We start from the raw sequence: 14,514 nt of genomic DNA, 5'->3' as shown, positions 1-14,514 counted from the left end.
TCTATTCGACTGATTTCTGATGCTTTTAGAGGATTGCTTTGACCAATCGACCTAAGCGTTTGATGTCGGACTCGAGTTTATCATTCCAGTCCAAAGCAAAGTTTAACCGCATACAGTTGTTGTATTGGTGGTATTGCGTGAACATCCTGCCGGGAGCAAAGCTGATCTTTTGCTTGATCGCCTGGTCAAATAATTCAGCCGTATCTATTTTCTTATCTAATTCCAGCCAAAGCATAAAACCACCTTGAGGCTGTGATATTTTGGTATTGTAAGGAAAATACGCTTCAATTGCCCCCTGATATTTAAGGCAATTGGTATAAAGTTTACTTCTCAGCGTACGCAAATGATGGTCATACCCACCATGCTCCATGAAATCAGCGATCACTTCCTGATACATTGAAGGCGTAGAGATCGTTTGAACTAACTTTTGCCTGATGATCTTTTCTTTATACTTCCCAGGGGCCACCCAGCCTACCCGATATCCAGGAGCTAATGTTTTAGATACAGAACCGCACCACATCACAATACCAGCTTCATCATAGTATTTACAGGGTTTTGGTCGCTCCGTACCGAAGAATAAATTACCATAAAGATCATCCTCGATCAGTGGAATATCATACTCCGTCAGCATCCTCACCAGTTCCTTTTTGTGTTCATCGGGCATCAGGCAACCTAGTGGATTGCTGAAATTACTGATGAAGCAGCAGGCATTTAGTCGTGGCAGTACTTTCTTCACCGCTTCTAAGTCTATTCCTGTAACCGGGTGCGTAGGGATTTCAATCGCTTTTAGGCCCAGCGATTTTATAATCTGGTGAATCCCAAAATATACAGGGCTTTCCACAGCAACGGTATCACCAGGCTTGGTCACCGCCATTAAACAGTTAAAGATCGCATTCATCGCACCAGATGTGGTAATGATATCATGCTCGCTCAGCTTGCCTTCCAATACAAATGACCATTTGGCAAGGGTTCTTCTCAGGTTGGTACTCCCCTCTACCGGCTCGTATGCCGTTCCTCCATCTTCCATTCTCCGAATGGCACTGATCACCCCTTTGTTTAATTTTGCAATCGGCAGCATACTATTCGCAGGAACACCCAACGAAAACTGGGTAATTTCTTTATCATTCAAGGTATTAAAGACCTTACTGATTAGATCTACGGGCTCCTTTTCCTGATTGGATTTTTTCATTTTACCTACAGATGGCAAGGAAAACTTCCGCATAGAAGCCTTGCTCACAAAATAACCGGATTTAGATCTTGGTTCAATCAGTGATTTACTTTCCAGTTCTAAATAGGCTTGCTTAGCTGTATTTATACTGACATTATAGAGTTTTTGAACCATACGGATCGACGGCAGCTTGTCCCCTAATTTTAGGGTCTCAGTTGCAATCTGCTCCTCCATCACTTTTGCAATTTTAAGGTATAAAGATTCCTTTTTCATTTGAGCCATTTGCTATGCGGTAACTTTTCTTGTAGGCTGTATTTATATGCTGCAGCCTGTTAGATCATGGAGGCTTTTAGCTTGCACATACTGTGCCCTGTAAAATTACAAAAAACAAACCTGTATCCTATAATATCTTAATTCGCACACTTGTTCAGCCAGCCCACCAGTTGCTGGATGGAATGCTTTAATGGCGTATGGTCTTTTTTGATATTTTCAAATGTGGAATAGAGAATATTTTCTGCTTCCGCCTCCAGGGTATCTTCAACATAAGCAGTTTCAAAAGTTGGTACTACCTGAGCATTTAACACCACTTTTCCCTGCTCATTAATTGAAGCAAATGCAACGCCGATGACCTCATTATGATCTACAGCAAGACTTAGAGGAAGGCCAAAGTCTGAAGTCAATTCCATTGCTATTGGCGCCTCAATTTTCTTATGATAAATACTGATGACCGCTTTCAGGTCAGACAGGTATACTTTTCGGAACTTGATGGTCGTAGTTTTTGGATTTTGTATGTTCATAACGTAGATATTAGATCACAAAAATAGACACCAAACACCACTAGATACAGACACAGAAAAACGATTATTTTAGGACACAGACATAACACCCTAATCTCTCTTATCCCTGTGTAATGAACAAATTACAGCAATACAAAATCAAGCTATTAATTAAAGTGTAAATTCAAATCACACACAAACCATTAAATTATGAAAATCACATTAGACATCAGATCCCTGATCCTAGGCTTTATGGCTGCTGCGATCATCATGTTAACCTAAAAAAATAATTAAGGAGGTTTCTTTTCCTGCTTCCATAGCAGGTATTTAAATGGATCGATGAATTACTCTATAAGAAAAGCGCATTTTACCATGCGCTTTTCTTATTTAATTTAAGGCCGAAATCATCTGATAATCCATTAAAAAAAAGAATAGTTCATTGTTCTGTGAATTTAAAGGCAATAATTTAGTGATTCCTAAACCAATATAAACCAGAACACCATTAAACAGCTATTCACCCTTTTGGTACTCCTCTGCTTGTTTTCTCAAAGTCAGGGCCAGACTACAGCAATTAACCCGGCCATAAAAACTCCCAAAGCCGTCTTAAATGATTTTATGGACCAGCGTTTTGGTCTTTTTATCCATTGGGGGCCTGTTACCTTCCGAGGTACCGAAATCGGCTGGAGCAGAAGCCCCAGCGTCCCTGCACAAGAATACGACAACCTATTTAAAGAGTTCAATCCTATATTATTTGATGCAGATGCCTGGGTAAAAACGGCTAAAGTATAAAAAAGTCATTGTTGGCGAGCTCGCTAAGGCTTGTAAAAAGCACGACCTAAAGTTTTGTGTCTATTTTACAGTTTTAGATTGACATGATCCCAATTATCCTATCCGTGTGAATGACGGGAATCGGGATCCACAGCGCGACATGACTAAATTTGTAGCGACCATGAAAAACCAGTTACAGGAAATCGTGACCCAATAAAGATCGCCTTGATATTGGTTACAAATGCCTCTTACTGCAAATTTTGCAGCAGAGAAAGCGACTTCCTTTCCATTGTGGTTATCTAGTCCCCAGGTAGAACCAATAATAACGATCTTGGCACTTTCCGATAGTTTCAGGTTCTCAATGAAAGACTGTAATGCCAAAATACAAGAACTTATATTTGTATTCATCATCGTTAAGGTCTCTTCCGGCTGAATTTCCTGAAAGTTATAGTCTTCGGAAAAAGCAGTTTGTTCCCAGATTCCAACATTGTAGATCAGGTAATCAATCTTCTGTCCGCCTATTTTTGATTTTAATTCATTACATGCTGCTATCGGGTTCGACAAATCCGCTTCAATCCAGGTTAAATTTCCCTGATCCTTAAGATAGGAAGGTGGAGTCCTGGAAACACCATAAATCTGATCATTAGCCGAGGGAAGCAAGTGTGTAAGCGCCCTGCCCAACCCTTTACTAATCCCATAAATTAGATATGTTTTACTATTCATATTCCCTGCTCTTTCGCAATTTAACAAGTTTTTCTTGCTCAGCTAAGTTAACAGAACTAGGTAGCTTAATTAAGCTAAAAACCAAAAAAAAAACCGGTTTAGTGTCCTAATCAAGGAAAATTACTACGATTAACGGAGACAATAAAGACTGAGCGTATGATTAAATGAAATACATTTTCAATTCCACAGACAAAGCGAGCAGTAGATTTAACCGATGTTGAAGCGTGCCTTCGCCATTGTTATATTCTTCAATTTTCTCTTTATGTACCACTTCTTTGATACTTTGCAGGTTCAGTTTATCACTATTTTCAAGGCAGTATTTCATATTGACTAATGCCTCAGAAACCAATGATATTCCCGATGCTTCCATCGTATTTCGCTTGGCCGACAATGATAAGGAAGCCACAATAGAATTGATTCTGTAGCTCAAGATCTGAATCGCAAAAACCCCTTTCATATCCAGCTGCTTACTTTTCGGCTCCAGGTGCAAATATTGAAGTGTTTCAGAAAATTTGGCCAGCTGGATGTAACTGTTTTTTCTGGCCAATTTTGATGCCGTTACACTTGCTGCTGTGCCTAACAACTCCTCCCTTACTTTACTCAGGTAATTGCTATTCGCTTCCATGATTTTTGAAATCAGTGATTTTAAGTTTTTAATCTCCCAGACTGGAAAAAGAAAAGCCGCAAGAAAAGCGATGATACAACCCACAATCGTATATAAAACCCGTTCCATAATGATATGGTCGGAATGGCCATCATAAACACTAAGCGACAAGATCACCATTGCGGTCACAAACACCACGCTGACTGAATATTTTATTCGGTTGAAGGTGAAAAAGCCAAGTAACATGAATGCCGATAAAACCAACAGCACTGTAGTTTGATATATGGTTAGCAATAAAATAATCCCCAGTACTGCACCAATAAATGTACCCGATAAACGCTCTACATTCCTCTTCCAGGTGAGCCCAAATCTTGGTTTTGCAACGATCACAATCGTGAGCAGCAACCAATAACTATATTTCCCTAATGGGAATGCCAGCGTGAATAAATAAGCAATACCGCACATCAGCGCCAGCCTCAAAGAAAACCTGAAGACAGGAGAACTTAAAGAAAAATGCTGCTTTAATGATTGCAGGCTAAACAGCTGAGGGGATAAAAATTCTTCGTAAGCGATCTCCTCTGCATCCAGATTTGCGGGAATTGCAGACATCGGTCGACTGTTCTTAATCACCTGAATATCCAGCACAATTCCTTCCAGGTTTTTTAATACCTTTAAGATAATCTGGGCATTCGCTTCGTCTGCTGAACTAGCAAGCTTGCTCAGCGTTCCTTTGGCCTCCTCATATTTAAGCAATCTAGCATCTGAATGCGCCTGGTTTGGCCTTAAAAACACATGGCTAAGTACTTGTAACTCTTCCGCCAGAATTTCAATTAACTCCATAATTAGGTTCAAGGCACCGGTTTTATCCAGTTTTTTTCTGACGTAAGTATAATCATAGTGAATGGCAGTCACTTGCTCGTACAGATCAATTACACTGACAGCCGTACGCAGCAATTGTTGTCCGCGTTCATTTGCAGGTTTCATCGCGGCTTTATCACTCAGCAGCAGATTCCTCACCAGCTCCTGTTTTTCACTTACCTTAATGTGCAAAGCAATGGTTTCGCTGTAACAATCCTCCAGATTTACTTCGCGATCATAATAACGGGCTTTAGATTTCAGAAATACAGCGGTTGTCGTGATACATTCAAATATGGCCTGATGTAACGATCGGTATGGCCAGAAAACGATCTGAATCAAGCTGATCAGGTAATACCAGTAGCCTCCAAGAAGAATATACCAGCTAAATAACAATGGATTTACCGGGTGTAAACCAAGGGTGAATATCCCAAGGATAATTGCCATCGTTCCTGTTAGAGCCAGCCTGCTGCCAAACATCGCCAGCATAGAAAAGATGAAAGTCAGCAGAAAAATGCTGGAAGTAATCAGCCATGGATTCCCCAAGGAGGAGGCAATAATCAAGGCACTAAAAAAAAAGGATACGATACTGGCAATGGCACTTTTGAACTTATTTGCGCGATTTCCCGGCGCATCAGTTAAGCTGATCAGCAATGCACCAACCCCCATTCCAATGGCCATATTGGGCTGATGATAATAAAATAACAGTACAAAAGGTAAAACTATAGTGATGGTATTTCGTAAGGCATCCGTAAAATATTCACCATATACTAAACTGATCAACCTGGCTTTTATGTTATCCCATTTCAGCAGATCCTTACTAAACATAATGCGTTATGAATTTATTATTTCGCCGCAAAATTATTGTAAATAAAACTAATGTGGTTGAAATTTACTCGATTTATTCTGTCAATGGCAATCTGCTCGCTTAAAACTTCTAACATTCCCTGTTCATCAGATAAAAAACAATTTTTATGCAATGGGCATACTCCTACTTCTATCCTTCCATAGCCACAGCAAATCACGTGACGGATTGGGGCAAACAGCCGATAAAATTCCGTACAGATGTGGTCATGATGGGCAAGTTAGGTTTTGATATCGTCGTGTCTGAGCTGGCAGAAAAAGACCTTAGATTTGAAACAACTGGTGTTATTTTTAATTATCTTGTCAACAATAGATATCGTACAAACAGTAGGTCCCCTATTTTATTGAAAGGATTAGACCCTTCAAAAAATTACAGGATCCACGAAATTAACCTTTATCCAGGTACTATTTCTAGCATAAAAGGCAATCAGTTATACTCTGGGGATTTCCTGTGTACCCTTGGCTTTAATCCGGATGTAATTCGGGCAGAACCAGAGTCATTTTAAAAATTGAACAAGCAAATAACCTTAACCAAAACAATGAAATTAAAGCACCCGTACCTTAGCACTGCTGCCCTACTGGCCCTGGTTGCTGCAAGCTTTCAGGTCAATGCCAAAATCACTTTATCACCAGTTTTTAGTGACCACATGGTGATTCAGCAGAAGACAAATGTAGCCATTTGGGGTAAAGCAGACCCAGGAAAAACGGTTGATCTCCAGGCAAGCTGGGGATCAAAATTGTTTAAAACCACCGCGGACAAAGACGGAAACTGGACGATAAAAATCCCGACACCAGGTTTTGGCGGTCCCTACAAAATCAACATTTCTGACGGCAGCCCTTTCCAGCTTACTGATGTGATGCTGGGGGATGTCTGGATTTGCTCAGGTCAGTCCAACATGGAAATGCCATTGGCTGGATGGGGCAAAATCAATAATTTTCAGCAGGAAATTAAAGATGCGATTTATCCAAAAATCAGGCTGCTGCAAGTAAACCATACTGCAAGCAGTACTCCACTGGAATCGTTGAATTTAGCAAATGGCGGCTGGACGGTCTGCAGTCCTGAAAACATCCCTGATTTTTCTGCTACAGCCTACTTTTTTGCCAGAGAAATTTATCAAAAAACGGGCATCCCAATTGGACTAATTCATAGCTCCTGGGGAGGTACCATCGCAGAGGCCTGGACCAGTGCTGCCGGACTAAAAAGCTTCCCGGAATTTGCGGAAGCCATTGAAAAACAAAAGCAAGTAAAAAATAAGGCCGAGTACGAGAAACAATTGCAGGAATGGGAGCAAATGGTCTTAGATCGGGATGAAGGTTATAAAGCTGGCGCGCCTCATTGGCTGGATGCACAGACCGACGAATCCAATTGGAGAGTGATGCGTTTACCTGGCGTTTGGGAAGATTCGGCATTGCCGGATTTTGACGGCGTAGTGTATTTCCGTAAAAAAATAACCTTACCTGCTTCCTGGAAAGGCCAGGAATTAACCTTACACCTGGGGACTATTGACGACAACGACCTGACTTATTTTAATGGGAAAAAAATCGGCGAAACCAAAGGTTATAACCTGAGCAGAAATTACAAAATCACTGCCGACCAATTGGTAGACGATGAGAATACCATCTCGGTCAGGGTTTTTGATGGTAGTGGCGGCGGTGGAATTTATGGACAGCCAAGTCAGCTGTCCATTACTGCGGCAAATGGGGAAAGCATTGATCTATCTGGAGATTGGCAGTATAAAGTAGGCCTGGATTTAAAGAAAGTTCCAGCTATGCCGGTCAGTGATGATCAGCCAAATCGTCCAACCGTATTGTACAATGCAATGATCCACCCTTTCCTGAATTTCGCAATTAAAGGTGCGATCTGGTATCAGGGAGAAAGTAATGCCGATCGTGCACACCAATACCGTACGCTTTTCCCTGCGATGATCAACGACTGGAGAAAAGCCTGGAATATCGGAGATTTCCCGTTCTACTTTGTACAGCTCGCCGACTATATGAAAGCGGAACCTAAACCTGCTGCTTCCTCATGGGCAGAACTTAGAGATGCTCAGAAAGGCACTTTAAAATTAAATCATACTGGAATGGCAGTAGCGATTGACATTGGTAATCCAACTGATATCCACCCTAAAAACAAACAGGAAGTAGGACGAAGATTAGCCTTAATCGCATTGGCTAAAACTTACGGAAAACAAATTCCTTATTCCGGACCAGAATTAAAGAATTACACCATTGAAAAAGAAGTGGTTAAACTGGATTTCAATCCTGGTGATGCTGGTTTAAAAACAAAAGATGGCGCAGCATTAAAAGGCTTTTCTATTGCTGGAGCAGATCAGGTATTTCATTGGGCAGATGCCCGGATCACCGGCAATCAGGTGGTAGTTAGTGCTCCTGGTGTTACCGCTCCTAAAGCAGTTCGTTATGCATGGGCGAATAATCCGGAATCTAATCTTTCAAATCAAGCGGGTCTTCCTGCTAGCCCTTTCAAAACAGATGATTGGGCCGACAGTACTTTAAACAAAAAATAAGAGAAGGCCCGGTTTCTGCCTTTCTCTTTACAAAAAAGCTCCTTATAAAACCTGGATTCGGGTTTGATAAATAGTAGTTTTCTGTTCCTATAGAAATAGGATATCCGGCTATTCACATCGATTATTCGCCGATAACCTACAGCGTAGCAAACATTTAAGGCTTATTGATTTACTGTATCCGTGGGAAAGGTTGGTTTAAACATAATGGAAAGCATTTTGATGTCAGTCCGAATGAATTTATTATCGTGCACGGTACAAAAGAACCGATGAGTTACGGAGCAGATGAACAAGATCCATGGACCATTTACTGGGTACACTTCAGTGGAAAAAATATGCATGTGTAGTACTTTACAAAAGAAAATCTGCCAGCAGCTGATAGCATTTCCTTATTTGCGCAAGGTTGTTTCATACATTACTTTTCCGGTATGATGAATGATCTGTGCATTCAACCGGTTATTGTCTATTGAAAAATATATAAAACCAGGCGCTGCGGCCTCAAATTTACTGTAGGCTACTCCTGCGCTAACTGGTGTAACTTCAGATCCGGCGCCAGAAATGAATTGATGCGTATAACCTTCCGGTTTCAAATGCTGTAAAGAATGGTCGTGTCCTGATAAATAAACATCCACTTTATTGCGTTCGAAAATATCTTTAAGCACCTTTCTAACTGCGAGTGTATCGTAGTTTTTTATCCTTGGTCCAACGGTATATATGGGATGGTGGCCCATTACCATTTTCCATTTCACCTCTGGTCCGGCATTTTTTAGCGTTTCATCAATCCAGGCCAGTTGGCGTTCAGGGTGCTGATCGTCTATATACGGTGCATATTTTGGATTGTTGTGAAATTCCGGTATCAGTGGACAAGTGTCAATAAAAACCATCAATACTTTATCACCCTTATTTCCAAGCGCTATTTCTTTCGAATAATAACGCGCAGGCATTTTCCATCTTCTGCTCACTTTACTGTACCTTACCTGTGCATCAGGATCGCTCTGGTAATCGTGATTTCCTAAGATCGGGAACCAATCTTCCTGAAGTGAAAAATCAGTGTAAATGTTTTCAAAAGAATAATGCCATAAGGGATCATGTTCACTAACCACTCCTTTGGGGTAAAAGTTATCACCTAAAGAGAGGATAAAATCATTTGGATGTTCGGTAGCCCATTTTCCCATTTGCTTGGCGACATGGATCTGATGGTCGTAACCATTCCTGCCCCAGTCTCCGATGGCTACAAAATGCAGCGGATAATCATTCTTTAATGCTGCAGTGGCTGCAACATCTTCACTTTCAAAATGGGTTTCTACATCGGTCGCTATTGCCTGTATTGGCGCTAAAAAACTGGCTCCCAATGCGGTAAAAGCGGTGCTCTTCACAAAATCTCTTCTTTTCATATACTGGTTAAAGGTTATTTATTAGGTCGATGAAAATTTCTATCCATCAAAGGGCGAAACTACTTCCTTTAATTCCCCTTCAGTTCAACTCAACATTAACCTTTTGTTAACCTTATCTCTTGATTTTTCACCTTTGGCTGGTCCTTTCCAGTCCATCCATAGTTTTGTTCTTAAAATTCAAGCTGCAATGGTGATCGTCAATCTACTCAAAAATATAGCTGTACATCGGAAGAATATCCTCATAAGTCTTTGCCCCCCTCAGTCTTTTTATAGACCGAATTCCTTAACGCTTGCCAATTTACTTTATCACTGTTTAATGCGTTTTTTTCTATAATCAGGAGACTGGTGTCTAAGTATTTTTTAACACTGTCGACCATTTGACCAGAAGCCTTCTGGGATTTTGCAGCTAAAGAAAAAACAGCTAACAGGGGTATAAATAGATATTTGTTCATGGATGGAGATTTCGCAAAAGAATTCGCAGCAAAATTCTAAGCTGCGCTATTTGAAAAATCCGGCTCTTCCAGGAAGAGCCGGATTTTCTTTTAATCCACTATTATATAGTCATTTGATTGTGATTCTTTCCTCAATTATGTTATTTTTATACTGCTTTACGATTAGCGAGGAACAAGCATCATTTAACATATAATATTTTAAATATGGAAAACGAATCAAATGACATCAGTAAATGCCCCTTTCATAATGGCAGCTTGAAACACAATGTTGCTGGCGGCGGTACCAGGAACCACGATTGGTGGCCAAATCAGTTAAAACTGAGCATTCTACGTCAGCACTCTTCTTTATCCAATCCTATGGGGGAAGATTTTGATTATGCCGAAGCTTTTAGTAGCCTGGACCTCGCAGCAGTAAAAAAAGACCTTCATGCACTCATGACTGATTCTCAGGATTGGTGGCCTGCAGATTTTGGTCATTATGGCGGTTTATTTATTCGGATGGCCTGGCACAGTGCAGGGACCTATCGTGTAGGCGATGGACGTGGCGGTGCTGGAGCAGGACTACAGCGTTTTGCACCGCTCAACAGCTGGCCGGATAATGTCAGTCTGGATAAAGCACGTCGGCTGTTATGGCCAATTAAACAAAAATATGGCCGTAACATCTCCTGGGCAGATTTAATGATCCTGACCGGTAACGTAGCGCTGGAATCCATGGGCTTTAAAACCTTCGGCTATGCGGGTGGACGTATCGATTTATGGGAAGCGGACGAATCCGTTTATTGGGGTTCTGAAACCAAATGGCTCGGCGGCGATATCAGGTATGCACAGGGCTCAGAAGGTGTAACAGAAGATCATGGAGTGTTGGTCTCTGATGACGATCCGGATGGCGTAACCCACTCCCGTAAACTGGAAAATCCATTGGCTGCAGTACAAATGGGATTGATCTATGTGAATCCAGAAGGCCCGGATGGCGATCCAAATCCGGTGGCTTCCGCCAAAGACATTCGTGATACCTTTGGCCGCATGGCCATGAACGATGAAGAAACCGTAGCTTTAATTGCAGGTGGACATAGTTTTGGCAAAACACATGGGGCAGCACCTGCGGATAATGTGGGTAAAGAACCTGAAGCGGTAGACCTTGAAATGCAGGGCTTAGGCTGGGCCAACGGTTACCGCACAGGCAAAGGTCCGGATGCGATTACCAGTGGACTGGAGGTCATATGGACTACCACACCGACCCAATGGAGCAACAACTTCTTTGAAAACCTATTTGGTTTTGAATGGGAATTAACCACCAGTCCAGCAGGCGCACACCAATGGGTCGCAAGAGATGCAGCAGCCATTATTCCTGATGCCTTTGATACCGAAAAAAAACATCTTCCAACCATGCTCACCACCGATCTTGCTTTAAGATTTGATCCGGTATATGAGAAAATATCCCGTCGTTTCTTCGAAAATCCGGATGAGTTCGCTGATGCTTTTGCACGAGCATGGTATAAATTAACACACCGTGATATGGGCCCGCGCGACCGTTACCTGGGTCCGGAAATTCCACAGGAAGAATTGCTATGGCAAGACCCAATTCCTGCTGTTGACCACAAACTAATTGATGAAAATGATGCAGCCGCATTGAAAGCAAAAATCCTGGAGACAGGTCTAAGTATCGCGGAATTGGTTTCTACGGCATGGGCTTCGGCTTCTACCTTCCGTGGCACTGACAAGCGCGGTGGTGCCAATGGCGCCCGAATTCGCCTGTTTCCACAAAAAAACTGGCAGGTAAACCAACCGGCGCAGCTGCAAAAAGTATTGAGCATCCTGGATAACATTCAACAAGGATTTAATGCTGCGCAGACTGATGGAAAAAAGGTTTCTATGGCAGACTTAATCGTACTTGCAGGTTCTGCAGCAGTTGAAAAAGCGGCTGAAGATGCAGGCTATCCCAGTACCGTTCCTTTTGCAGCCGGACGTATGGATGCCTCACAGGAACAAACAGATGTTGAATCATTTGGCTTCCTGGAACCATTAGCTGATGGTTTCCGCAATTACCGTAAGTCAAAAATTCCGGTATCCACAGAAGAGTTACTGATAGATAAGGCACACTTATTGACACTGACTATACCTGAATTAACTGTTCTGATAGGTGGTATGCGCGCCTTAAATGCCAATTTTGACCAATCGAAGCTTGGCATTTTCAGCTCAAGACCTGGTATACTCAGCAATGATTTCTTCATCAATTTACTGGATATGAATACCGTATGGAAAGCCGTATCAGAAGACAAAGAAGTTTATGAAGGACGTGACCGTGCCAGCAATCAGGTAAAATGGACAGGATCTCGAGCAGATCTTGTTTTTGGATCTAATTCCGAACTGAGAGCCGTGGCTGAGGTGTATGCTAGTGCAGATGCTCAAAGTAAATTTGTAAAAGATTTTATTGCCGCCTGGACTAAAGTGATGAACCTGGACAGGTTTGACTTGAAAATAAAATAACAATACACCTGTCAAAATACGGCTCAAAATCCCTTATGAAACCTGATTTCATAAGGGATTTTTATTTTAACAAGTACTTAACCAGGCCTATACTTCCAGCGTCAGATCCTTGTCGAAAGTCGGAATGTTTCTGCTGGCACGCTTCACAATTTTCATCGTGTGCTGATTTGAGCTATTGGTCAGCCATGATTTACACACGTGAATCAGCCAATCAGGCCGGCTTTTACCTGCATCATTCAGCCAATTACCCACAGAGTGCTGCACATAAGGAGAGGGATCTGCTTTTAAAGCTTCCAGCAATCCCAAGGCCATTTCTGGCTGCGCTGTTAATGCTATAAGGTGCTTACACCATACCCCACGGGGTCTTGTCGCTTCTGTTGCGAAGCGTCTGATATTTTCATCAGTACTGCTGGTCCAATCCATAAGAATGTCAATACTTTCCGACAAATGGTTCTCAATAGTTTCCCGCATGGCCATCCAGGCAAGTTCTCGGACCCCAAAATGAGTGTCCGCTGCAAATGGATAAATCGCTTTAAACTTCTCTTCGATACTTAATTTATTATCCAGTCCAACTCTGTAAACTGCCCAGCAGCGAACACTATCAGAAGGATGATGAGCAAGATATTCAAATAATTGAGCTGCTTTCTTTTCATTTAAACCAACAAATACGGCCTTACTGATCTCAACGATCATCGTCCTTACACTGGCTTCTTGAAGTTTCCCCAACTGATTTTCACAAGCTTGCAGCAAAACCGGCTGATCAAAGCGCACATTTTGAAGCAGCACCATATGATCTACCGCAAGCCATTCTGTAAGATTCACACTTTCAATTGTTCCATTATTCAATTCAATGAGCACTTCAGCAGGGATATCTTTAGATTTTGCTGCCCCTTTCCTACCGCGAAAGACCTCTCTTTTAGTCATTCCAAATGTCGTTTATGATATACCAATCTCCTTCCACATACTGCCAGATATACATATAAAACCCCTTTGCCAACTGCTGATCTTCCGCATTTCCCAAGAAATATTCACCAGATTCAAAAGCGTAATCCCCTGCGATGACCAGATCTTTAGTGCTAAAACCTCCTTTACACACGCCCATATTAAAAACGGCATTAAAAAACTGCGCTATTGCTTCCCTACCTTGAACGATTGCTTGTTTCGGGGGATAAAGCACTGCTTCCCCGGTGTATAATAACGAAAGTGCATGGCCATCCTGATGATGAATTGCCTGATTGAACTGGTCATTTCTCTGATTTATTTTTGTTCTCATTTGATGAATGTTATTTGAAATGCTAATTTCGGGCACTCATCCCTTCAAAACAATAATGGACAAATTTGTCCCTGCCATTTTGCTAAATTGCCTGTTGCTTATGAAAACTAAACTCCGCATTACTGAGAATAAAATTTGTCCATTAGAACATGCGGTCAATACCATCAGTGGAAAATGGAAAATCCCAATTGTATGGCACCTCCATCAGGGTGTAAAAAGGCCTGCCGATTTCTTTCTGCACATTGCCGATATGAACAGAAGGGTACTCACGAGACAATTGAAAGAACTGGAAGAAAGCGGTATCATCTTCAAGACCATCATCAAAGAAAAACCATTAGAAGTAGAATATGAATTAAGCAGTTCAGGCAATCAGCTGGTTGCGGCGCTTTGGAACCTCAACGATTGGGGTATTGAATTACTAAAACCAGTAACCTAATTTATCTATTTCAATCATTGTCAAACGATTATCGTTCATCTCAGGTCATCCCTCCTCAAAAAGCATTCTATTCCCCAATTCATGTTCCACGATGTCAATGGCAATGTGATCAGTGGCGCCTATGGCTTGCCAAAAACATAAATGAAGATTAAAAATTATTGTTTAATTTTATTCGTTTATCTAGCTGGATCG

Annotated in this window: 13 protein-coding genes; 6 read left to right on the top strand and 7 right to left on the bottom strand. The window is 41.6% G+C overall.

Annotation, left to right across the window (positions count from 1 at the left end):
* Positions 1-25 precede the first annotated feature (25 nt).
* Positions 26-1,441 carry a PLP-dependent aminotransferase family protein gene (locus H9X96_RS04475; RefSeq protein ID WP_187665138.1) on the bottom strand — a complete coding sequence of 472 codons (1,416 nt, stop codon included), beginning with the start codon at positions 1,439-1,441 and terminating at the stop codon, positions 26-28.
* A gap of 137 nt (positions 1,442-1,578) precedes the next feature.
* The gene (locus H9X96_RS04470; RefSeq protein WP_187665137.1) at positions 1,579-1,965 is read right to left on the bottom strand and encodes a hypothetical protein; all 387 of its coding nucleotides are present in this window, start codon (positions 1,963-1,965) and stop codon (positions 1,579-1,581) included.
* Between the two features lie 501 nt (positions 1,966-2,466).
* Here H9X96_RS04470 and H9X96_RS04465 point away from each other — a divergent pair.
* Positions 2,467-2,733, top strand: coding sequence for an alpha-L-fucosidase (locus tag H9X96_RS04465; protein WP_187665136.1), 267 nt, complete (start codon positions 2,467-2,469; stop codon positions 2,731-2,733).
* Between the two features lie 93 nt (positions 2,734-2,826).
* Here H9X96_RS04465 and H9X96_RS04460 read toward each other — a convergent pair whose 3' ends face one another.
* Positions 2,827-3,435 (bottom strand): SDR family NAD(P)-dependent oxidoreductase, encoded by a 609-nt coding sequence (locus H9X96_RS04460; RefSeq protein ID WP_187665135.1) that lies wholly within the window; start codon positions 3,433-3,435, stop codon positions 2,827-2,829.
* A gap of 160 nt (positions 3,436-3,595) precedes the next feature.
* Complete coding sequence (locus tag H9X96_RS04455; protein WP_187665134.1) at positions 3,596-5,722, bottom strand: FUSC family membrane protein; 2,127 nt, start codon at positions 5,720-5,722, stop codon at positions 3,596-3,598.
* Positions 5,723-5,868: 146 nt separating this feature from the next.
* Here H9X96_RS04455 and H9X96_RS04450 point away from each other — a divergent pair, with 146 nt between their 5' ends.
* From H9X96_RS04450 to H9X96_RS04440, 3 genes are all read left to right on the top strand, one after another.
* Complete coding sequence (locus H9X96_RS04450; protein WP_255430991.1) at positions 5,869-6,264, top strand: GH36 C-terminal domain-containing protein; 396 nt, start codon at positions 5,869-5,871, stop codon at positions 6,262-6,264.
* 33 nt (positions 6,265-6,297) lie between these two features.
* Complete coding sequence (locus tag H9X96_RS04445) at positions 6,298-8,283, top strand: sialate O-acetylesterase (RefSeq protein WP_187665133.1); 1,986 nt, start codon at positions 6,298-6,300, stop codon at positions 8,281-8,283.
* 164 nt (positions 8,284-8,447) lie between these two features.
* Positions 8,448-8,627 carry an AraC family ligand binding domain-containing protein gene (locus tag H9X96_RS04440; protein ID WP_187665132.1) on the top strand — a complete coding sequence of 60 codons (180 nt, stop codon included), beginning with the start codon at positions 8,448-8,450 and terminating at the stop codon, positions 8,625-8,627.
* 42 nt (positions 8,628-8,669) lie between these two features.
* On the opposite strand, the gene H9X96_RS04435 is transcribed toward H9X96_RS04440, so the two are convergent.
* Entirely contained in the window at positions 8,670-9,674 is a 1,005-nt protein-coding gene (locus tag H9X96_RS04435) for a metallophosphoesterase (RefSeq protein WP_187665131.1), read from the bottom strand.
* Between the two features lie 656 nt (positions 9,675-10,330).
* Here H9X96_RS04435 and katG point away from each other — a divergent pair.
* Positions 10,331-12,613, top strand: a complete 2,283-nt coding sequence (katG, locus tag H9X96_RS04430) for a catalase/peroxidase HPI (protein ID WP_187665130.1) — start codon at positions 10,331-10,333, stop codon at positions 12,611-12,613.
* An 87-nt stretch (positions 12,614-12,700) separates the two neighbouring features.
* Here the strand turns inward: katG and H9X96_RS04425 are convergent, their stop codons facing one another.
* Positions 12,701-13,537, bottom strand: a complete 837-nt coding sequence (locus H9X96_RS04425; protein ID WP_187665129.1) for a DNA alkylation repair protein — start codon at positions 13,535-13,537, stop codon at positions 12,701-12,703.
* Positions 13,530-13,886 carry a DUF4440 domain-containing protein gene (locus H9X96_RS04420; protein ID WP_187665128.1) on the bottom strand — a complete coding sequence of 119 codons (357 nt, stop codon included), beginning with the start codon at positions 13,884-13,886 and terminating at the stop codon, positions 13,530-13,532. The genes H9X96_RS04425 and H9X96_RS04420 overlap by 8 nt, the downstream gene beginning before the upstream one ends.
* Positions 13,887-13,986: 100 nt before the next feature.
* On the opposite strand from H9X96_RS04420, the gene H9X96_RS04415 reads away from it, so the two are divergent.
* Positions 13,987-14,322, top strand: coding sequence for a helix-turn-helix domain-containing protein (locus tag H9X96_RS04415; RefSeq protein ID WP_187665127.1), 336 nt, complete (start codon positions 13,987-13,989; stop codon positions 14,320-14,322).
* The last annotated feature ends 192 nt before the right edge of the window (positions 14,323-14,514 follow it).

The sequence above is a fragment of the Pedobacter sp. N36a genome (genome assembly GCF_014472395.1).
In the GTDB taxonomy this organism is placed as follows: Bacteria; Bacteroidota; Bacteroidia; order Sphingobacteriales; family Sphingobacteriaceae; genus Pedobacter.
Note: the sequence above shows the minus strand (reverse complement) of the source record. Positions and strands in the feature narration are given on the sequence as shown.